Below are 20,321 nucleotides of genomic sequence, written 5' to 3' on the forward strand. Positions count from 1 at the left end.
CTACATTCTCCTTTAACCTGAAATTTTTGGTGTAGATGCTAATAATGTTTTTGTATAAGAATGTTGTGGATTACGGAATACTTCGTCCGTATTTCCAAATTCAACAAGTTCTCCTTTGTATAAGACAGCTACTTTTTCACATAAATAGTGAACCATCGGTAAATCGTGCGCGATAAATAAATATGTATAACCTTGTTCTTTTTGGATTTTTTGCAGCAGATGTACAATTTGAATTTGCAATGAAACATCTAATGCCGAAATTGGTTCATCAAGAATCAATACTTCCGGCTCACACAATAACGCTCTTGCAATAGCAATTCGTTGACGTTGTCCTCCGCTAAATTCGTGCGGATAGCGATCAATATATCGTCTATCTAACCCCACACGCTCTAGCGCATCACCTGCTACTTTATCCTTTAATCCTTTATCACCTAAACCAAATGAAATATAGCCTTCCGTTACGCTATCGCGTACTTTCCAGCGCGGATTTAATGCAGCTGTGGAATCTTGAAAAATAAACTGTACTTTCTGTAAGAAATCACGTTTATGAGCTGCCTTCAACTTGTGAACGACTTGACCGTTATAATCAATTTCACCAGACGTTGGGCTCTCAATCCCAGCTATGAGCTTACCAAGTGTTGTTTTTCCTGAACCACTTTCTCCAATAATGCCAAGCGTTGTTCCTTTCGGGATCGCAAGTGATATGTCTTTTAACGCTGCGATTTCTTTATTTTTACTTCCATACGTTTTCGTTACTTGCTTTACAGTAATTAAATCTGTCGTCATGAGGCATTCACCTTCTCTTTTGATTTCGCTTTATTATGCTCCAGAACATGTTGCCAGCAATGTGAACTATGCTCCCCAGAATATGTTGTTCTCTCTGGGAAACGATGAATACATTCTTTTATCGCTACTGGACAACGATTTACAAAAGGACAACCAAAGCTATTTAACGTCTCAATGGAAGGTGTCGTCCCTTCTATTGCACGTAATACTTTTTCGGAATCGTCCATATTGGGAATTGCTTGTAATAAGCTTTTTGTGTATGGATGTTTAGGAGAACCTATCACTTCCTCTATCGTTCCTTTTTCAACAACACGTCCTCCATACATCACAACTACTCGATCCGCTACTTCACGTACAAGTGCTAAATCGTGCGTAATTAGTAAAATACTCGTATTTTGCTTTTCCTTTCTTTCCTTTAATAACTCCATAATTTGCTTTTGAATTGTTACATCTAATGCTGTCGTAGGTTCATCCGCAATAACGAGTTTTGGGTGGCAGGCAAATGCGATCGCTAAACAAATACGTTGCCTCATGCCTCCGCTTAATTGATGTGGGTACTGTTCATAGCGTTTCTCTGCTTCATGTATTCCTAAATCATTTAATAAGTTAATTGCAATTTCTTTTGCCTCTTTTTTCGATTTCTTTTCGTGCTGCAAAATCACCTCTGTAATTTGCCTTCCCACCTTCATCGTCGGATTTAAAGATGAAAGTGGATCTTGAAAGATAAAAGAAATATCTTTCCCACGAATTTGATTCCATTCTGATTCTTGTAGATTCGTTAATGCCTTTGATTCAAAAGATATATTTCCATCATCAATTTGAATTGATTCTTGATTTAAGCCGATAATAGATTGTGCTGTAACACTTTTCCCTGAGCCACTTTCTCCTACAAGTGCAACTATTTCACCTTTGCTAACAGAAAAGGAAACATGCTTCACAATTGCTTGTTTACTATTCTCTTTTTCAACGGCTAACGTTACGTTTTCTAAAGATAAGAGCTGTCCCATGTTTTTTCTCCTTTCGATTCTGTTTTACGATTTTTGGATCAATTGCATCTTGTAAACCATCACCAATCGCATTAAATGCGAACATAATGAGCGCAATCATGATTGCTGGGAAGAATAGCTGCCACCATTCCCCGCTTAGTAATGTCCCAAGTGCATCATTCGTCATCGTCCCCCAGCTTGCTGCCGGTGATTGCACTCCTAGTCCGATAAAGCTTAAAAATGATTCTGAGAAAATAGCTGCTGGAATTGTAAATGATAAATTTACGATAATAATGCCTGTTAAGTTCGGAATTAAGTGCCCGTATATAATTTTCATATGTGATGTACCTAATCGCTCCGCTGCAATAACAAACTCTCTTTGTTTTAAAGATAAGACTTGCGCCCTAACGAGACGTGCCATACCAATCCATCCTGTTAATGCAAGGGCGATGATAATGGTAAAAAGACCTGGTTTCATAACAATTAATAGTAAAATAACAATTAATAAATACGGGATACCGTATAATACTTCGATTCCTCGTATAATCCACTCATCAATTAATGTCCCAAGGCGATTGCGCCCTCTCACATATCCACTAAATCCTCCAATTAGCACACCAAGTCCTATATCAAGAGCAGCTGCCACTAATCCAACTGTTAATGAAATTTTCCCGCCAGCCCAAGTACGTGCCCATATATCTCTTCCCAAATCATCTGTTCCGAACCAATGCTCACTACTAGGTGGTAAGTTTGTCGCCTCTTTTACTTGTTCACTCGCAGTAAATTGCGTTAAACTTTCACCAACAAGTGAAAAAACAATAATGAGTAATAACGTCACTGATCCTAAAACTGCGATTGGATTCGATACAAACTTACGAAACACTTCTTTCTTTCGGCTAATCTTTTGCTGATCTTTATTTATTGTTAATTCTTTTTTCTCTTCATTTGTCAATAACTGTTTATTAATTTCATAAGCACCCATTTAAATATCCTCCCTCCTTACGTAATAGAACGAATACGCGGATCAACAATACGATGAATAATATCTGTAATAAAAATACATACAATTAAAAGTGCACTATAAAAAATGGTTGTTCCCATAATCACTGGATAATCTCGATTAAAAATACTATCTACAAAATATTTTCCGAGACCAGGAATTGAAAAAATCTTTTCAATAACGAAAGTACCTGTTAAAAGTCCCGCCATTAACGGTCCAACAAATGTAAGTACCGGAACAATTGCATTTCGAAGAGCATGTCTTATAATAATTTTCTTAATCGGTATACCTTTCGCTCTCGCTAACTTAATATAATCACTCTGCAAAACTTCAATCATATTAGAGCGAACAAATCTTGTAATCACTGCGATTGGTCCTAACGCTAATGCAAAGGATGGCAATACCGTATGTTCAAATGTACCCCAAGAGGCTACTGGTAAGAGCTCGAATTGAATAGCGAATACTTGTATAAATAGTGGTGCTAAAATAAAGCTCGGAATAGAAATACCGAGGATGGCAAGTAAACTTACACCGTAATCAATTACCTTCCCATGATAGAGAGCCGCAAATGTACCTGCAGCAATTCCGACTAGCAATGAAATAATAAGTGCTTGTAAACCAATAATTGCTGATGGACCAAAACCAGTTGTTATAATTTCTGATACACCTTGCCCGGTTGATTGAACAGATTCACCAAAATCAAAATGAACTACGCCGTCTAAATAAGCAACATATTGATTCCATAACGGTTCATCAAGGTGATACTTCGCTCTCATGTTTTGGATCACTTCTTCAGGAAAGATTTTTGCATCTGATGAAAATGGATCCCCCGGAATAATATGCATAATTAGAAATGTCACCGTCGTAATAACCCATAGCGTGAACACCATAACTGATAATTTTTTAATTACATACACTTCATTAACCCCCTAAACACATATATTTACTTTGTTTTATGAACGTACTTTTTCCATTACTCCCTTTTCCCTTTTTAGAATACAAAAAGCCTTGATCTTAAAAAATAAGATCAAGGCTTAATAAACAAAGGCCCATCACTTATCTTTCAAGACTTGCTTGCTGGAATTAGCACGGTGTTCCTATTACAGAACCCGCTGCTGAGGTGTCATAGGGCCAGTCCCTCTACCTCTCTGGATAAGTAAATTGCTATTTTATTATTTGGTTCAAATTGTATATTTCGAATTATAATTCTGAAAAAATGAAAAGTCAATCAAATTGGATATATTTAGAAAAATCAGTTTTTAATAGTGTATTTATCTAAATTACAGTTTTTCGCCTATAATAAAAAAAACCGATATGAAAGGAGTTATATGATGGATCCCTTACTTCTAGCAACTATAGGATTACCATTAACAATCGTTATACTTGTTATCATTGGATTTTATAAACTTTTCATTAAAAAGAAAAGCATTACCTCTTTTTACACCCCCTTTGATAATATTACCGGGCAAACTATTTCCGAATTTCACGAAGAACAGAAGGTATTAGTATCCGAGGATGAAGACGGCGATGGTAAGAAGAAAAAATAACCTTGCACAGGCAAGGTTATTTTTTCGTTTCTGCTTGAAAACGTTTATAGTATGTCGATGCTGTTGCAAAATTAATTTCTATATCACGAATCAACGATGAATCTTCTTCTTTAGCTAACTTCTGTAATTTTTTCATTGCTTGTTCCGATTCATTCAAGAAACCGACATATACCTCATGTTCTTGCTCTTTCGACTTCGGAACACGAATTTCTTTTCGTATATGATCAATATCTTCTAACATGCTCGTCGTTACCTTTTGCACATCTTCTTTATATGTAGCAGTCGTTATTTCCTTACCGCCCTTTTCTTTTGCCACTTCAAATAACTGCAGTGCGTTATTAATTTCTTTATTCATTTTCAAATCGTATTTTTCATGTACTGCACGGTATTCTTTCATTTCTTCTGTTTGTTCTGTAGATTGCTCTACCTTTTCTTTCGGTTCTTTCGTATCCTTATTTCCATTACATCCTGCTAGAAGGATCATACTTCCCATTACAGCAATACCCAAAACCTTCTTCATCTCTTCTTCTCCTTTTATCTACAGCTACTACTCATTATAGTTTCTTTTATCTCCACTTGTTATTATACCGAGAACATCCTACTTTTTACACTTAAGACGACATCGTAATATATATACCAACATGTTTGTCACAGTATCGTCACTTTATACAAATAACTTTTGCACTGCTTTACTACAGCACCTTACAAAACTGTAAGCACACATAAAGAACAAACCATGCTAGACTTACATATGCATAACGCAAACATATGTAAGTTTTTAGGGAGAATCATCTATGTACAATACAATGCCTTTTATGGGAGAAGATATTCGTATACTTATTCGCGAAAAATCACTTCATATCGAAAATACAGAGAGCCTTCGCCGCGTATTAAAAAAGAAGCATGCTCCATTTAAGTTAGCCCAATATTTAAAACAACAACATACAAATCAATTTCATACAGTGCTAAATATATCAGATAAATCATTAACAATCGAAATCATCGGTCATGTCTACATTGGAAACTTCGCAGATATCTTAAAAGACATCCCACGTATACCGAAAATTGCTCCTATTATCGTTAAAAAAGCGTATAAAATTACCGACCATACCGATATTATCGACTGCGGGGAAAAAGAAGTTGATAGTAATCGCTGGGTGTGGGATAAACTTGCTATTTTATATGATACGATCATGAATAATATGTATGAGGTATTTGAAAGAAATGAAAAAAAGAACTGATTCAAATATTCCCTTTGAATCAGTTCTTTTTTGTTAAGCCTCTAAATTTTGTCTTGCTTGCAGTTCAAACTGCTTTTCACTTCTTCTAGCCATAAATAAATAGCATAGTACCGCACCAATTTCACAAAGAGCTATTACAACACCCATCGGTAATGCGGTATTACTTCCACCAATACCTACTAGCGGTGCAACAAGCGCTCCTGAAATGAACTGTAATAAGCCTAATAAAGCTGATGCTGTTCCTGCAGCTTGTTTTTGATTTCTCATCGCTAATGAGAACCCAGTTGTTGAGACAACCCCAACACTTGATACGACAAGGAATAACGAGCATAAAACACCAATTAACCCTATTCCTAATAAGATTGTTAGTAGTAAAGATAAACCACCAACAGCTGCAATAACAATACCAGAGACAAATAATGTCTTCTCATTCACTTTCCCTGCTAAACGACCCGTAACCTGACTCGCAATAATAATACCGATACCGTTGATTGCAAAGAATAAACTAAATTGCTGTGGTGATGCTCCGTATATGTTCTGCAACACAAATGGTGATCCCGAAATGTATGCAAACATTGCCGCCGTTACTAATCCTTGTGACAATGCATATCCCATAAACAAACGGTCCTTTAACAATTTTCCGTACGTCGCTAACGTCCCTGACAAACCGCCTGTTTCTCTTTCTTCAGGAGGTAATGTTTCACGTAATACGAAAGTAGCTGATATTAACATAAATACACTTATTGCTCCGAGAACGATAAAGACACCGCGCCACGTTGTAAACTGTAATAATTGTCCCCCAATAATCGGTGCCAAAATAGGTGCTGCTCCGTTTACTAACATAAGCAGTGAGAAGAATTTCGTCATTTCAGAACCTGAATACATGTCACGTACCATTGCACGTGATATAACAATACCGGCTGATCCTGAAGCTCCTTGTAGAAAGCGTAATAACACTAAAGTCCAAATAGATGGCGCAACAGCACAAAGTAAAGAAGAAGCAACATAAATAATAAGAGCAATAATAAGAGGTTTGCGTCTTCCGTAAATATCACTAATTGAGCCAACAAATAATTGTCCTACTGAAAGCCCAAGCAAACAAGCTGTTAATGTAAGCTGTGCTAGAGATGCACCTGTTTGCAAGTCATCCGTTAATTTCGGTAACGAAGGCAAATACATATCAATAGATAATGGTCCAATCGCCGTAAGTGTTCCTAATACAAGAATCATCCATAACCTGTTCATCTTTACAGGCTTATATATTTCCTGATTAACTTCATTCACTTTTTTCGTTCACCCTTTCCTATACACACTAAATCGTAACAATTATAGTTACAACATAAACATACGTCAAGTATAGCGCATTTTCCTGTTTAATTTTGTAAAAAAAGCGATAGAATCTCTATCGCTTTACTTGTTCAAATTACTATTTGTAAATTTAGATACGGAAGACATCGCCTCTCCTGTATCTAAATATGTGATTTGAATTGGATCTCCCACTTCTGTAAACATAGCATATGGGAACTTTTTCGCAGGTATCATAAACACTTTTTGTTCGTTCTCCAACAGTACATAAACAATTGTATTTTCACCTGATTTTTCTTTATATACACGTTGTACAACGCCTTCTTTTTGCGCCTCTTTTCCATTTGAAGTCGGTCTAAATGAATCTCCGCTTCCACTCAGCGCATTTTTATAATTCTCAAGCGCTTCTTTTTGCGTCGAACCTGTTGCAAATATTTTCGCATTAGAAGCATAGATAACCGTATGGGCACGCACTAACCCTCCATCATCAATAACAGGTACAATCCAAGAAGGTTTACCGTACACGTTATAAATAACCGGCATCGTTCCATGCCATTTCTCTCTCTTAAAGGAATTATCCACGACTTCCGAAGCAGCCGAACCATCCATAATTCCCTTTACTTCTTTTCCGTTATAGTAATACAACTTACCTGTACGCGCATCGATAAGTGAATAACCTAGTGCAGAATCTACTCCCTCTTTCGGAGAGGTGAAATCAGTAAAGTAATATAACGTTCCATCCTTACCGAAGATTGGTGTAACTCCTTCTTTCGTTCCCCACTCAGTCGGAATCTTCATGTCCGTTTGCGAGAATTTTGTATTCCAAAATCCGTGAATGTACTTACCGAAATACGTATTTAATGTAGATGCGGTCTCGTGATTTAATACGCCATCAACAAATTTAGGTGCCTTTCCTTTATCGTATCTTTTCACTTCACCTGTTTGTGCGTCTACTACTACAACGCCCTCTACCTCAAATCCAGATCTTCCTGAAATAAATTCACCGTACGTCATTGTATAATACGGTTTCCCTTTATCATCCACTTCAAATTTAGGTTTTCCTTTAAAGATTAAATTTGGTTCTGCTTTCCTTACCACACGCTCTAAATTATTTCCGAAAAACATGCTTGGCACGTATTTCATTTTATAACCAAGGTGCAGCTTTGCTTCTGCATCAGGATTCGTACCTGACATCGTGACGTACCCTGGAATTGTCTCAGCTTTACGTGCTTTAAAAAATCCTGAAACTTCAATCGGTGCTACATATAAAGCCTCGCCATTTACCATTTGTGGCGTTAATTCTCCTAGCTCAAAATAAGCTACTTTCGGAATATCCCCAAATACTTTTTTCATCTTATTCTCCGCTGTCTTTGGCGGCACTGTAAATGGCTGATCATTTTCAGTAAATGGCTCTGAAATATCTTTCTCTACCTTTACAACAGAATCATATTTCTTTTGCGAGATTACTATATCGTGCAAATAACCAAAGTAGCCGTAACTTGCAAGTAAAACAAACATTAGAAGTCCTTTTAACGTGCCTTCTAATTTACCTATTTGATCTTGGGAAAATAAAACAAGCCCAATTAAAATCGCTACTGCAACAGAATAATGAGTAAGAATTGAATCTGCTCGATCATCAATTAGCCAAAAATATTCATAGATTGCAATACCTATCCAAAATAAAACTGGAATAACTAAAATAGATGATTTCTTACCCTTTACAACCTTCTCATCCCCTTTCTTATCCACTGCTCGAAGTTTACTACCGCTTCTTCTTGTCCATGGAATCAAAAACAAAGTGAGAATAGCTAAAATTAAAAATTTCATCAAAGGCAATGTCCCCTTTTCTTTTGTCTTCCCCTTTAGCATAACAAATAAAGGTTATTCAGGTAAAAATGGGAATTGTTATATTTTTTTACTACTTAGTACAACTCCGCTCACTACATATAAGATAGATGCAATATAAAAAATCGTGCCGATCGTAAAGAAATCTACTAAATATCCTGTTGCAATAATTGCTACTGCTCCTCCAATCGATGTCCACACATGATATTTTCCAATCTCATAACCAGCATTTTCTTGTACAACTTTTCGTGCTAACGAAGTCTTCTCCGTATTACGCTGCACAGCCCCTAAAATACCCATTAAAATTTGAAGAATGTATACATGCCATACTTCTGTTGCAATAGGAAAACAAAGCATTAATATTGCCATAGACCAGGCGTATATAATTAGTAACTTTCTATCACCTACTCTATCAGATATTCTTCCAACTAACGGATATACTAGAGCTGAAGTTAAGGCAAATAAGCCATATGCCCAGCCAAACTGTGAGAAGCTATTTCCAACATTCCGAAGCAATAGAATGTAAAAAGGAAATACCATACTTCCTGCCATCATAATGATGCTTTGTGAAGCTACAAATCTTCTATATGTCATTTCGTATACTCCCTATAAAATAAATTCACAAATCTCTCTTTTGGATCCGCTTCTTTTTTCTTCTGAAGAAACTCTTCTATACGAGGATATGCTCTCTTTAACTGCTCTTTCGTTGGATAAGAATAATACGGTAAATAATAACTACCGTTATGCTTTAACGTAACATCAATCATCTTCTGAATAACATCCTCTGTTTTCTTTATCTCATTTTCAGAACGCCCTTGATTAATTAAAAGAACCAGTGCAAACATATCACCTTTCGCATAGGATAAAACTGCATTTTCATTCTTTTCCACGTAACGAATCGTAATATTGAGCAAATTAAACTCTTCTTCATTTAATACGTTACGTAAATCATCTATGTATTCCGTGAAAGAATCTATAGGCACAAAATATTCTTGTAACACCTCTGTCCTATTCGGATTTTCATATTCCATAAAGGCACTATCTGACCTCATAACATTATTTCGCGTCTCATACTTTCCATCTGTACGTTCGAAATAACTTCTTTGTATATCCCAAAACGTATTCTTTCCCCAATCACTATAGCGTGATAATCCAAGTAAAAATTTCGGCGCTGCTATAATAGTTTCTTCTTTTAGTTCACTATACTCTTCCCTCATATTTTGATTTTGTGCCAATGTATAATCTGTCACATACATTTCTCTTAAGAATGAATTTGGAGCAACAGAAATACGAGCTAAGTGCATACGAACATTAGCATCTTTTTTCACTTTTTCTTTGAAATAAGACGTGTATTCTTTATAATCTAGCATTTTCGTATGCGTTTCATATAATTCATCATTTGTTAACTTTAAAGTCACATCTAAAATGACACCAAATAACCCATAACCGCCAATGACGTAAGGAAATAAATCCGCATTCTCTTCTCTACTTACATTACGTACAGTGCCATCTGCCATTAGTAATCGAAATGATTCGACTGTATCAATCAATGCCTCATGACGAATATCACGACCATGTACATTTACACTTAATGAACCACCAACCGTAAAAATATTTTGAGATTGCATCACCTGAACAGCAAGACCATATGGATTTATTTTCTTCTGAATATCATTCCACGTGACACCACTTTGAACTGTAATGCGCTTCTTCTCTGGATCAAATTCTAATATTTTATTATACCCTTTCATATCAAGCATCGTACCATGTGGATAATACGTCTGCCCGCCCTGACTATGTTGCATACCAGCAATAGAAATCTTCTCTCCAGAAACATTCGCATCTTGCACTAATTTTATTAACGATTGCTCATCAGTAGCACTTTCAACACGTTTTATTTTTGTCGGAAGCAATTTACCTACATCACTCATAATAGGATGATCGAGTTGTTTTTTATATGTATGTACAGACGTTACAAGCAACACTGTATATGCTACAATGACCACCGCTATCTTTCCTTTTTTCAAATGACACTCTCCTCTTCTACATCTTTTCCTCTTTATATTGTACCTATTTTCCTATGAAGAAAGAATACAAAAAAGAGGGACCTTATTTTAGGTCCCTCCTTATCAAAACTGTTACTTTGCTGCTGGCAATTGTATTGGGTCAAACTTTTCATACGACGTATATTTTGCGTTCGTAATAATGTGTGCTTTATCCTTGCCATTACTACTCATAATCATGTCTATCTTTGCTGATTCATATTTAAAATCTTTTGTAATGATATATTCTGCATCCACTTCTTCTATCTTCGCATTTTGTGCTTGTAACATTTTCTTCTGCGTTTCATCCATGCTAGTTAACATACTTTCTGTTTCTTGCCCTTTTAATGTAAATTTCAGTTTATATTTATCTCCGCTTTTCTCCAGCTTCATTTTATCTAAAACTACTTCCGGTACTTCTAATTTATCTATAATATCTTGAGTCGCTTTCATTCCACCAGCGTTTAATTGCTCCTCTGGTACGGTTATAACTTCTCCTGTATTAGGGTTTTTTACCTCACCAGCAACTTTACCATCCACAGTATACACTACAACATCTGTACCGGAAATATTCATTTCAGAACGAGAATTCTTTGTCTTTGGCTCTAATTGCATCTTAGCCTTTAATATATCCATCTCTGTTCCCTCAGCTTTTACCCCTACACCATATGTCATCGTTACATGTTCTTCATTTTTAAAAGCTTCATTCGTTTTCTTGAAAACATCTTTCGCCGTTAATTCCTTTTCTTTTTGAACGGATTCTTTTTTCGGCTCATCCGTCTTTGCTGTTTTCTCATTACTACATCCTACCCCTAGACTGATTGCAAGCACTAAACTTGAAATAAAAATAATTTTTTTCATAATTCCGCCCCCCTTTCCCAAAATAATATCATCTCTTTTCCTATGAAATCTATATAAATTTCAATCTATATTCGCTATATAGCGACATGTTTAATGAAGAGTTTAAATATGATGTAAATAACGACAACTCATTTCAGGAGGTCATTATGAAGGCGATCATTTGCACACAGTATGGACCACCTAACGTTCTTCAGCTTCAAAATATAGAGAAACCTATACCTAAAAAGAACGAAGTATTAGTCAAGATTCACGCAACGAGTGTAACGACTGGAGATTGTAGAATACGTGGGTTTAATAGCCCTCTCTTATTTTGGATTCCTATGCGAATCATATTAGGTTTTAGAAAACCGAGAAAGCCTATACTCGGTGTAGAGTTATCCGGCGAAATCGAAGAAATAGGAACAGATGTAACTCAATTTAAAAAAGGAGATCAAATTTTTGCATTAACAGAGCTTAATGTCGGTGGTTATGCAGAATATACATGTGTACATGAAAGTGGATTAGTAGCATTAAAACCTACCAATGTAACGTATGAGGAAGCAGCAGTTATTCCCTTTGGCGCAACTTCGGCACTACACTTCCTAAGAAAGGCCCGTATAAAAAGGGGGCAACAAGTACTAATATATGGCGCATCTGGATCAGTAGGAACAGCTGCCGTACAACTTGCTAAATATTTCGGCGCAACCGTTACAGCTGTTTGTAGTCATTCAAATTTTGAACTCGTGCAATCTTTAGGGGCTGACAAAGTAATCGATTATACGAAAGAAGATTTTACTAAGCAGGGGGAATACTATGATGTTATATTTGATGCAGTTGGAAAATATAAAAAATCCCTTTGTAAACAAGTATTAACACCTAATGGAATATATGTATCTGTTAATGGAATGATGGCAAAAGTAAGTAAAGAAGATATGTTTCTACTAAAAAAACTAACTGAAACAGAAAATTTAAAGCCTGTTATTGATAGAACTTACCGATTAGAAGAAATTGCTGAAGCTCATATATATGTAGAAAAAGGGCATAAAAAGGGGAACGTTTCGATTACCTTAAAATAAAATATATTCAGAAAATAACGTTGACAATTCTTTTTGTAAGATTTACTATTAGTACCATATTAAAAACTACATACACATACTCTTATCAAGAGTGGCGGAGGGACTGGCCCGATGATGCCCGGCAACCGAGCTTATAACGTATAAGCTAAGGTGCTAATTCCTGCAAAACGAGTTCTCGTTTTGGAAGATAAGAGAGGAATCTATTTTGTCTATTCGGCACCTCTCTTATTTTTGAGAGGTGCTTTTTATTTTGGAACGTATATTAAGGGGGAATTATAGATGAAGAAAGTACTATTAAGCATTGTAAGTGGGGCTGTATTATTATTAGGCGCATGTAGCGGAGGTTCAGATAAAGAAGTAAAAGCGTTAGATGAGAAAAAGATTACTGTCGGTGTAACAGGTGGACCACATGAACAAATTTTTGAAAAGGTAAAAGAAGTGGCTGCGAAAGACGGCCTCGAAATCGATATAAAAGTATTTAATGATTATGTAGCACCGAACGTATCACTCGATGAAAAAAGCCTTGATGTAAATAGCTATCAAACGAAATCATATTTAGACGTATTTAAAGCTGAACGTAATATGAAATTAACCGAAGTATTTTCAACAGTAACATTCCCTATGGGCGTATATTCAAAAAGCTTAAAGGATGTAAAGGACTTAAAAGATGGCGATGCAATTGCTGTACCAAATGATCCAACGAATGAACTTCGAGCTTTAAAACTATTTGAAAAAGCAGGTGTTTTAAAAGTTGATCCAAAGGCTACAGAAAAAGCGACTGCAAAAGATGTAATTGAAAATCCAAAAAATTTAAAGATCGTTGAATTAGAGGCATCTCAATTACCAACACAACTAAGTGAAGTAAAAGCAGCTGCCATTAATACAAACTTTGCATTAGGTGCAAAATTAAGCCCTGCGAAAGATTCTATCTTCCGTGAAGGAAAAGATTCACCATATGTAAACTGGGTCGTTGTTCGTACTGAAAATAAAGATGATGCTGTTGTAAATAAATTAAAGAAAGCTTATCAATCTAAAGAAGTAAAAGAATTTATCGAGAAAAAATTTGATGGTTCTGTTTTACCGTCTTGGTAGGAGCTGACGATAATGATTGAATTAAAAAATGTATCCAAAGTATTTACAACAAAAAAGGGGAATGTGGAAGCTCTTAAGTCTACTTCTCTTCAAGTAAAAAAGGGCGAAGTATTTGGAATCATTGGATATAGTGGCGCTGGCAAAAGTACATTAATTCGCTGTGTAAATTTATTAGAAAAACCAACGACAGGAAATATCATTGTAAACGAGCAAGATTTAACAACACTGTCTACAAAAGAACTAGCAAAAGCGAGACAAAAAATCGGGATGATTTTTCAAGGATTCAATTTACTTAAAACTGTTACCGTTTATGAAAATATCGCATTACCGTTACGTCTTGCTGGCATTCCAAAAGTAGAAATTGAAAAAAGAGTAGAAAAGTATTTACGCATTGTCGATCTTTTTAATCGAAAGGATGCCTATCCAAGTGAACTTTCTGGTGGCCAGAAACAACGTGTTGCCATTGCACGTGCACTATCACATGAACCTGAAGTGTTATTAAGCGACGAAGCAACGAGTGCTTTAGATCCAGAAACAACTGTCTCTATTCTTGATTTATTATTAAAAATCAACGAAGAAATCGGAATTACGATTTTACTCATTACACATGAAATGAACGTTATCCAGCGTATATGCGACCGAGTTGCTGTTATGGAACATGGAGCAGTAGTTGAAAGCGGGACTGTGAAAGATATTTTTACAAACCCACAACATGTAACAACGAAGAAATTTGTAAATAGCGCATTTGCAGCGAAAATTCCAGAAGAGGTACAAAAAGAACTTCAAACTACTGGTGAAATTGTAACTCTTTCTTTTATAGGAAATTCTTCAGGAGAACCAGCATTAGCTGTCGCTACAAAACGATTCCAAGTATATCCGAATATTTTATCCGGTAATATTACTCAATTAAAACATGAAGCATACGGGAAACTTGTCATTCATATGCAAGGGGAACAAAATGAAATCAACCGTGCTTTATCATTTTTACAAGAACAAGGAATCATCGTAGAAGGAGGTAGAACAGACCATGGAAAACAAGTCCTTTTTGGATGAATGGGGTAAAGTTATATGGGAGGCGACAATACAAACCTTTCAAATGACATCTATTTCATTACTCATCTCGATCCTTATTGCACTGCCACTTGGTGTCACACTTGTTTTAACGAGACCTGGTGGACAGCGAGAAAACAAAATCATTTATCCAATTCTTAATACAATTATTAATATCATTCGCTCTCTTCCATTTATCATTCTATTATTCTTCATTTTACCTTTTACAAAGTTTCTAATGGGAACATCCATTGGTGTGCAAGGTGTTATCGTACCGCTTGTCGTCTTCACTGCTCCCTATATCGCAAGATTGATGGAGACAGCATTATTAGAAGTCGATCGTGGTGTGATTGAAGCTTACCAAGCGATGGGCGTTTCTACTATAAAAATTATTTGGCACGTTATGGTGAAAGAAGCTCGTCCCTCCCTTGTACTTGGATTAACAATTGCAACGATTGGCTTAATCGGCGCAACAGCAATGGCTGGTCTTGTAGGCGCTGGTGGGCTAGGGGATTTAGCATATCGATTCGGACATTTACGCTATGAACCTGAAGTAATGTATGCAACTGTCTTTATTTTAATTATCCTCGTTCAAGGATTACAGTCTTTAGGGAATGGTGTTGCACGAAGATTGAAGAAAGATTAAAAAGAAGGTATCTCACCAGGGTGAGATACCTTCTTTTTATCTTTTAAATCCACCTTCTGAATGAATAACTTGCCCCGTAATCCACTCTGCTTCTTCACTTACTAAAAACTTAATGAGTCTTGCTGCATCCTTTGGTTCACCAATTCTTCCAAAAGGAAACATTGGCTTTAATCCTTGCTTTATCTCTTCAGTCATCCAGCCTGTATCGGTTGGACCTGGGTTAATTGCATTCACTGTTATTCCTAAATGAGCTACCTCGGCTGACAACGAACTAGTAAGAGCATCAATAGCCCCCTTCGTTGTTGCATACGCTAGTTCTCCAACCATAGGCCCTTGAAATTGTCCCGAAGTCATATTCACAATTCTACCACCAGATTTCTTATCAAACCCTCGGGCAAATTGACTACTTAATAATGTAGTCGCACGAATATTGACCATGTAGTGCTTATCTAATTCTTCAGCAGTCAAATTAGAGAAATCATTATTCGTAGAATACGCTGCATTATTAATTAATATATGAGGGTAGCCTAGTTGTTCAGTAACTTTATTTATAAGCTCTTTCGGTGCATCATTCTGAGTTAAATCTAACTCCATACTCGATACTTTCACACCGTTTTTTAGTAACTCTTCTTGTAATTGTATTTGTTCACTTTGATCAACGCCCCAAGGCATCTCTTTATCATACTCTGTCCAATACGTAAAAAATATATCGTATCCTGCTTCAGCTAATTCTTTACAAATTGCTGCGCCTATACCATCTAAACGACTTACGCCTGTAACAACTGCTACTTTATGTTTTAATTGATTCATCATATACTCCTCCAATTTTAAAGGACGCATATTTTATATAAGAGATATGAATTTCCCCACATAGGTATCTATCCTTATAAAGGGGATGCACAAGCCAAATATGCAGTCCTTGCATGATTTACAGATAGCTAAATAACCCCTCACTTATGAGAGAAAAATTCATCTATCTAATTTCGAATCATTACAAGTTCATCCACATATTGAGTCCTTGTCTCCTTTCCATATACCTCTATTTCTATCTTAACAATATGATGTAATATTTTAAATGATAAAAAATAAAAACCAATATTCCATTCCAAACTTCTATCAAATTTATTATATTATAATATTGAAATAATAGAAATAATCAGAAAAAACACTGGTAAATATTGACTAGCCTTCTTATAATAAAATGTGGGGCTAATGTGAGAGTTTAGTTTTAAACAAATAGGGGGAAGAAACATGTCCAAAAAATTACTTTCTTTATTTTCTGCAGTAATCGTAGCAGCTTTTGTAATAACCGGCTGTGGTCAAAGCGATACGACAAATAAAGAACAAAAAGAAAATGCAGCAAAAGAAAGCAAAACAGAAAAAACGGATACAACGAAAGAAAGTAAACCTGCTGAAAAAAAATCCGAAGATAAAAAAACTGAAGATAAAAAGCCTGAGAATACAGCTACTGGCTCAAACGACTACGCTAAGCTGATTTCCTATATGGAAAAAGAAACAGGTGGTAAAACAAAAGTTCTTTTTGAAAATAAGGAACCACAAGTCTATAAAGCTGAAGATGTTTCAGTATCAATGAACAGTTATACGTTAGTTGAATTAAATGGATTCCATACGGACTTTAACATTCCATTTAACCGTCAAACAGAGGGCGGAGTTATTCTTGTGAACTATAGCGTAAAAAATAGTTCAGCTAAAGATATTTATTATATGCCAGCATTGGACATGTCATTTACTGGTGCGCAGAAAGTATATAGTAACTATAAAGACTTAATTCCAAAAGAAGATCAGCTGCCAACTAAGCTTGCTCCAACGAATGATTACTTAGTAAAAGCAGGAGAAACCATTTCTGGTTATATCGCGTATCCATTCGGAAAAGATGATCTAGAAAAAATTTCAAGTCTCTCAACAGTCTCAGTCACAGTCCCAACTGCACAAGCTAATAAAGGAAAATTCGATGCTCCAATCGGAAGCCCTGGAAGCTTTTCATTAAGTTTAAATAAACAAGGTGCTGAAAAGGTTGCAACAGATAAAACTTTCTACCAAGATAAAGCTACAGCTAATAACATGGGCGATAAAAAAATGTTAAAAGAGAAATCAAGTATTAATAACAGCCAAGAATTAGGTGCTGTTCATGTTACATTAGACGGATACCAATTTACTCAATTCACACCAAATTCCGTCGAAGCACCACGCTTTGCAAATTTCAAAAATGGTATTGTTCTATTAACAGTGAAATTCAAGCTTGATAACAAAGATACTCAAGACGTTTCATTATCTCCTATAAGCTCTACATTAAGAGTGAATGATGGTACACAATATACAATTAATGAAGGTATGCTACTAAATTACGACTATAACGCTGCAGTCAAAACAGGAACATCTGGAGAGTTACTGCAAGTATTTATTTTAGATCAAGAGCAGTATGAAAAGATTTGGAAAGATAAAAGCTTTGAGATTGAGTTAGGACCTATGAGAAATAAAGAAGCTAAAGATATTTCACAAGGTAAAAAAGCTAAATTTACATTACCTAAATAAATTACTAAATATATAATAGAAAAGGCATATAACATATGATTGTTATATGCCTTTTCTATTTGTATCAAGAACAAAACTTTCATTTAAGTGTATACATTTATGATTACCTATCCGTTGTATAAGTGTAGGGAGGAAAAGTGATGGGAAAAGAAAATATATTAACCTCCTATCTTATTCATTTAGGGGAGGAAGTGTTCAAACTATTACTAGCGAAAGGAGCTATCAAAGAAGATGCAGAAGACATCATCCAAAATACTTTCTATAAAGTATACACATTGCTAGATAGCTTAACCGAGGATAACATACGTCCATGGTTTTTCAGAGTTGCATTAAATGAATACATTGACTTGAAAAGGAAAAAGGAGCAACAGAACATCTATTTAACTGAAGAGATTTATTCAAAATTACAATATACAGACCGGGAATTGGATACTGTTTTAAATAAAGATGAGATTTTCTATCTATTAAAAGATATAAAACTAGAATACAAAGAAGCCTTCTTTTTAAAGTATTATTACGATTTTACATACGAAGAAATCGCACTAATACTAGATATTCGAGTAAACAGCGTCAAACAAAAGTTACATCGCGCACGTAAAACAATTCATTCTACAGTAGGAGGAAAACCTTAATGGATACTTCTTTAAAAGATGCATTAAAAAAAGCTAAAAGGAAACAGTTACTTAAAATCATCATTACTTCTATTATCGTTGTCATCATACTTATCCCTATCATTTATAAGGTGGGCAATTACTTCGCAGCCAAAAGTTCTACGAAACTTCACGAACAACTATTTTTACATAATGCAATTGCAGAACCAAATGTACAAATTGATTCTCAAGTAACGAGTAATTCATCTATGTTTGGCGGCAATATTATATCAAATCGTTCCAAAAATATTAATGGTTATATCGTCCCATGGAACACATTAACAAGCTCCTATGGTTGGATCCGTATCAATATTGATTCCAATGAATTAACGCCTGGTTTTTATTGGTCTAGGTCCAATACAGAGTTTTATGAGTATGATAAACAAACAAAGAATAAATTTGCAACATTTTATAATCCTGCTATTAAGGACTATTTTGATGATGTCCAAAATGAATTAGGAGAAGTTTCACAAATGAACAACTATGTTGCCGAAGTTGCTATCTCTTTCAATCAACCCTACACACTACAAGAAATTAAAGAAAAAATTCCAGACAACTTAAACATTGTATGGTTATATATGACCTCACCAATTGGAGATGAAAGCAAAGGACCTGCTGGTATGCCCGTTTACGGATTCAATCCAGACAATTCTCCTAAAGAAGCGTACAAAGAGTTCGTTGATTCACTTAAACAATACGATGAAGATGGATATCACGAAGATATCCAAAAGTTTTTAAAATCAAACAAGGGCAAACCATTCGATCAAGTGAAAATTTTAGGTGTTATGCTAACAGGAAAAACGGAAAACTTTAAGGCATTAGAAAACCAAGAATTTATTCGTGGTGCTTCTGTAGGGGTTACTGCACCAATTGTTCCTTATATAAAACCAGAGAAATAATAAGGAACCCCCAGATGAACTTAAAGAACATACATGAACCTGTTTACTACGGGAGCTATCCGCTACAATAGATAGCTCCCATCTCTCATTTATTGCTTAATTTTCAAAAATAAACTTCATAATATTTTAGGTGCAATTTCATAAATAAAAAATCATATATTTGTTCACATTATATCCATTGTGAATTTTTTCACAATGGATATATAATAAACTTGTAAATACAATATTGGAGGGATTTCAATGGTTATCAATTTTTTAAGAACTGATAAACGTGCTACTTTCATATTATTATTTTTACGACTTTACATAGGATATACATGGCTCACTGCTGGAATCGGCAAAGTCTTTGGACAATCTTTTGACGCAAGTGGTTTTCTAAAGGGCGCTATTGCTCAAGCATCAGGTGACCACCCTGCCGTACAAAGTTGGTGGGCAGATTTCCTTCAATACTTTGTTCTTCCAAACACAGACCTATTTAGCTTTTTAGTTCAATGGGGAGAAATTTTAGTAGGTCTAGGTTTAATTTTAGGCGGATTAACAAAAACAGCTGCATTTTTCGGAATCATAATGAATCTTTCATTTTTATTAAGCGGAACTGTTAGTGTAAATCCAAACCTGCTTATTTTGACTATGTTCATTTTAGTTGCAGGACAGAATGCTGGACGCATTGGATTAGATGGCTATGTTTTCCCAAAACTTTTCCGTAAAAACAACCACGGAACATATAAATTAAGTAAAACTGCGTAGTAACGGTTTACTCTTA

Annotated in this window: 21 protein-coding genes and 2 riboswitches; of the genes, 10 read left to right on the forward strand and 11 right to left on the reverse strand. The window is 35.4% G+C overall.

Annotation, left to right across the window (positions count from 1 at the left end; translation table 11 throughout):
* Positions 1–12: 12 nt before the first annotated feature.
* Genes PDQ40_RS25480 through PDQ40_RS25495 form a run of 4 tightly spaced genes read right to left on the reverse strand, consistent with a single transcriptional unit; the run spans position 13 to position 3,689 of the window.
* Positions 13–786, reverse strand: coding sequence for an ABC transporter ATP-binding protein (locus tag PDQ40_RS25480; protein ID WP_000205663.1), 774 nt, complete (start codon positions 784–786; stop codon positions 13–15).
* Complete coding sequence (locus PDQ40_RS25485; protein WP_000531257.1) at positions 783–1,793, reverse strand: ABC transporter ATP-binding protein; 1,011 nt, start codon at positions 1,791–1,793, stop codon at positions 783–785. Before PDQ40_RS25485 ends, PDQ40_RS25480 begins: the two co-directional genes overlap by 4 nt.
* Positions 1,750–2,754, reverse strand: coding sequence for an ABC transporter permease (locus tag PDQ40_RS25490; protein ID WP_073541861.1), 1,005 nt, complete (start codon positions 2,752–2,754; stop codon positions 1,750–1,752). The genes PDQ40_RS25485 and PDQ40_RS25490 overlap by 44 nt, the downstream gene beginning before the upstream one ends.
* A gap of 17 nt (positions 2,755–2,771) precedes the next feature.
* Positions 2,772–3,689, reverse strand: coding sequence for an ABC transporter permease (locus PDQ40_RS25495; protein ID WP_000289310.1), 918 nt, complete (start codon positions 3,687–3,689; stop codon positions 2,772–2,774).
* A 136-nt stretch (positions 3,690–3,825) separates the two neighbouring features.
* A riboswitch (SAM riboswitch) is annotated at positions 3,826–3,931 on the reverse strand.
* A gap of 172 nt (positions 3,932–4,103) precedes the next feature.
* Between PDQ40_RS25495 and PDQ40_RS25500 the strand changes: the two genes are divergently transcribed.
* Positions 4,104–4,319 carry a DUF3951 domain-containing protein gene (locus PDQ40_RS25500; RefSeq protein WP_000371390.1) on the forward strand — a complete coding sequence of 72 codons (216 nt, stop codon included), beginning with the start codon at positions 4,104–4,106 and terminating at the stop codon, positions 4,317–4,319.
* Between the two features lie 16 nt (positions 4,320–4,335).
* Here PDQ40_RS25500 and PDQ40_RS25505 read toward each other — a convergent pair whose 3' ends face one another.
* On the reverse strand, positions 4,336–4,839 hold the full coding sequence (locus tag PDQ40_RS25505; protein ID WP_000756528.1) for a hypothetical protein: 504 nt from the start codon (positions 4,837–4,839) through the stop codon (positions 4,336–4,338).
* Between the two features lie 274 nt (positions 4,840–5,113).
* On the opposite strand from PDQ40_RS25505, the gene PDQ40_RS25510 reads away from it, so the two are divergent.
* Entirely contained in the window at positions 5,114–5,560 is a 447-nt protein-coding gene (locus PDQ40_RS25510) for a hypothetical protein (RefSeq protein WP_103102736.1), read from the forward strand.
* Between the two features lie 33 nt (positions 5,561–5,593).
* On the opposite strand, the gene PDQ40_RS25515 is transcribed toward PDQ40_RS25510, so the two are convergent.
* The 5 genes from PDQ40_RS25515 to PDQ40_RS25535 form a co-directional block, all read right to left on the reverse strand.
* A complete protein-coding gene (locus tag PDQ40_RS25515; protein ID WP_116777230.1) occupies positions 5,594–6,805 on the reverse strand; it encodes a multidrug effflux MFS transporter in 1,212 nt (403 codons plus the stop codon).
* A 165-nt stretch (positions 6,806–6,970) separates the two neighbouring features.
* On the reverse strand, positions 6,971–8,692 hold the full coding sequence (locus tag PDQ40_RS25520; protein ID WP_000670259.1) for a DUF3981 domain-containing protein: 1,722 nt from the start codon (positions 8,690–8,692) through the stop codon (positions 6,971–6,973).
* Between the two features lie 78 nt (positions 8,693–8,770).
* On the reverse strand, positions 8,771–9,304 hold the full coding sequence (locus PDQ40_RS25525) for an MFS transporter (protein ID WP_000222369.1): 534 nt from the start codon (positions 9,302–9,304) through the stop codon (positions 8,771–8,773).
* Positions 9,301–10,737 (reverse strand): FAD-binding oxidoreductase, encoded by a 1,437-nt coding sequence (locus PDQ40_RS25530; RefSeq protein ID WP_061536090.1) that lies wholly within the window; start codon positions 10,735–10,737, stop codon positions 9,301–9,303. The genes PDQ40_RS25525 and PDQ40_RS25530 overlap by 4 nt, the downstream gene beginning before the upstream one ends.
* Before the next feature lie 111 nt (positions 10,738–10,848).
* Entirely contained in the window at positions 10,849–11,613 is a 765-nt protein-coding gene (locus tag PDQ40_RS25535; protein WP_000720045.1) for a DUF6612 family protein, read from the reverse strand.
* A gap of 146 nt (positions 11,614–11,759) precedes the next feature.
* Here PDQ40_RS25535 and PDQ40_RS25540 point away from each other — a divergent pair, with 146 nt between their 5' ends.
* From PDQ40_RS25540 to PDQ40_RS25555, 4 genes are all read left to right on the forward strand, one after another.
* The gene (locus PDQ40_RS25540; RefSeq protein ID WP_000643888.1) at positions 11,760–12,668 is read left to right on the forward strand and encodes an NAD(P)-dependent alcohol dehydrogenase; all 909 of its coding nucleotides are present in this window, start codon (positions 11,760–11,762) and stop codon (positions 12,666–12,668) included.
* A gap of 79 nt (positions 12,669–12,747) precedes the next feature.
* Positions 12,748–12,862: riboswitch (SAM riboswitch) on the forward strand.
* A gap of 85 nt (positions 12,863–12,947) precedes the next feature.
* A complete protein-coding gene (locus PDQ40_RS25545) occupies positions 12,948–13,760 on the forward strand; it encodes a MetQ/NlpA family ABC transporter substrate-binding protein (protein ID WP_000756984.1) in 813 nt (270 codons plus the stop codon).
* Positions 13,761–13,772: 12 nt separating this feature from the next.
* A complete protein-coding gene (locus PDQ40_RS25550; RefSeq protein WP_270691726.1) occupies positions 13,773–14,813 on the forward strand; it encodes a methionine ABC transporter ATP-binding protein in 1,041 nt (346 codons plus the stop codon).
* Positions 14,788–15,456 (forward strand): methionine ABC transporter permease, encoded by a 669-nt coding sequence (locus tag PDQ40_RS25555; RefSeq protein ID WP_016716259.1) that lies wholly within the window; start codon positions 14,788–14,790, stop codon positions 15,454–15,456. Before PDQ40_RS25550 ends, PDQ40_RS25555 begins: the two co-directional genes overlap by 26 nt.
* Positions 15,457–15,492: 36 nt before the next feature.
* On the opposite strand, the gene PDQ40_RS25560 is transcribed toward PDQ40_RS25555, so the two are convergent.
* Positions 15,493–16,269, reverse strand: coding sequence for an SDR family oxidoreductase (locus tag PDQ40_RS25560; RefSeq protein ID WP_142242856.1), 777 nt, complete (start codon positions 16,267–16,269; stop codon positions 15,493–15,495).
* A 438-nt stretch (positions 16,270–16,707) separates the two neighbouring features.
* On the opposite strand from PDQ40_RS25560, the gene PDQ40_RS25565 reads away from it, so the two are divergent.
* The 4 genes from PDQ40_RS25565 to PDQ40_RS25580 all read left to right on the forward strand — a co-directional run bounded on the left by PDQ40_RS25565 (position 16,708) and on the right by PDQ40_RS25580 (position 20,305).
* Positions 16,708–18,009, forward strand: coding sequence for a DUF5068 domain-containing protein (locus tag PDQ40_RS25565; RefSeq protein WP_270691727.1), 1,302 nt, complete (start codon positions 16,708–16,710; stop codon positions 18,007–18,009).
* A 140-nt stretch (positions 18,010–18,149) separates the two neighbouring features.
* Positions 18,150–18,641, forward strand: coding sequence for an RNA polymerase sigma factor (locus tag PDQ40_RS25570; protein WP_062821963.1), 492 nt, complete (start codon positions 18,150–18,152; stop codon positions 18,639–18,641).
* A complete protein-coding gene (locus tag PDQ40_RS25575) occupies positions 18,641–19,558 on the forward strand; it encodes a sigma factor regulator N-terminal domain-containing protein (protein WP_048553671.1) in 918 nt (305 codons plus the stop codon). The genes PDQ40_RS25570 and PDQ40_RS25575 overlap by 1 nt, the downstream gene beginning before the upstream one ends.
* 240 nt (positions 19,559–19,798) lie before the next feature.
* On the forward strand, positions 19,799–20,305 hold the full coding sequence (locus tag PDQ40_RS25580; RefSeq protein ID WP_098947097.1) for a DoxX family membrane protein: 507 nt from the start codon (positions 19,799–19,801) through the stop codon (positions 20,303–20,305).
* Positions 20,306–20,321: the final 16 nt, after the last annotated feature.

It is taken from the genome of Bacillus cereus group sp. Bc061, assembly GCF_027715825.1.
GTDB classification, from domain to species: Bacteria; Bacillota; Bacilli; order Bacillales; family Bacillaceae_G; genus Bacillus_A; species Bacillus_A paranthracis.

Excerpts from the sequence above, each read along its gene's own strand:
- PDQ40_RS25480 (WP_000205663.1), bottom strand. The coding sequence starts at position 786 with ATGACGACAGATTTAATTACTGTAAAGCAAGTAACGAAAACGTATGGA.
- PDQ40_RS25485 (WP_000531257.1), bottom strand. The coding sequence starts at position 1,793 with ATGGGACAGCTCTTATCTTTAGAAAACGTAACGTTAGCCGTTGAAAAA.
- PDQ40_RS25490 (WP_073541861.1), bottom strand. The coding sequence starts at position 2,754 with ATGGGTGCTTATGAAATTAATAAACAGTTATTGACAAATGAAGAGAAA.
- PDQ40_RS25500 (WP_000371390.1), top strand. The coding sequence starts at position 4,104 with ATGGATCCCTTACTTCTAGCAACTATAGGATTACCATTAACAATCGTT.
- PDQ40_RS25505 (WP_000756528.1), bottom strand. The coding sequence starts at position 4,839 with ATGAAGAAGGTTTTGGGTATTGCTGTAATGGGAAGTATGATCCTTCTA.
- PDQ40_RS25510 (WP_103102736.1), top strand. The coding sequence starts at position 5,114 with ATGTACAATACAATGCCTTTTATGGGAGAAGATATTCGTATACTTATT.
- PDQ40_RS25515 (WP_116777230.1), bottom strand. The coding sequence starts at position 6,805 with ATGAACAGGTTATGGATGATTCTTGTATTAGGAACACTTACGGCGATT.
- PDQ40_RS25520 (WP_000670259.1), bottom strand. The coding sequence starts at position 8,692 with ATGAAATTTTTAATTTTAGCTATTCTCACTTTGTTTTTGATTCCATGG.
- PDQ40_RS25525 (WP_000222369.1), bottom strand. The coding sequence starts at position 9,304 with ATGACATATAGAAGATTTGTAGCTTCACAAAGCATCATTATGATGGCA.
- PDQ40_RS25535 (WP_000720045.1), bottom strand. The coding sequence starts at position 11,613 with ATGAAAAAAATTATTTTTATTTCAAGTTTAGTGCTTGCAATCAGTCTA.
- PDQ40_RS25540 (WP_000643888.1), top strand. The coding sequence starts at position 11,760 with ATGAAGGCGATCATTTGCACACAGTATGGACCACCTAACGTTCTTCAG.
- PDQ40_RS25545 (WP_000756984.1), top strand. The coding sequence starts at position 12,948 with ATGAAGAAAGTACTATTAAGCATTGTAAGTGGGGCTGTATTATTATTA.
- PDQ40_RS25550 (WP_270691726.1), top strand. The coding sequence starts at position 13,773 with ATGATTGAATTAAAAAATGTATCCAAAGTATTTACAACAAAAAAGGGG.
- PDQ40_RS25555 (WP_016716259.1), top strand. The coding sequence starts at position 14,788 with ATGGAAAACAAGTCCTTTTTGGATGAATGGGGTAAAGTTATATGGGAG.
- PDQ40_RS25560 (WP_142242856.1), bottom strand. The coding sequence starts at position 16,269 with ATGATGAATCAATTAAAACATAAAGTAGCAGTTGTTACAGGCGTAAGT.
- PDQ40_RS25565 (WP_270691727.1), top strand. The coding sequence starts at position 16,708 with ATGTCCAAAAAATTACTTTCTTTATTTTCTGCAGTAATCGTAGCAGCT.
- PDQ40_RS25570 (WP_062821963.1), top strand. The coding sequence starts at position 18,150 with ATGGGAAAAGAAAATATATTAACCTCCTATCTTATTCATTTAGGGGAG.
- PDQ40_RS25575 (WP_048553671.1), top strand. The coding sequence starts at position 18,641 with ATGGATACTTCTTTAAAAGATGCATTAAAAAAAGCTAAAAGGAAACAG.
- PDQ40_RS25580 (WP_098947097.1), top strand. The coding sequence starts at position 19,799 with ATGGTTATCAATTTTTTAAGAACTGATAAACGTGCTACTTTCATATTA.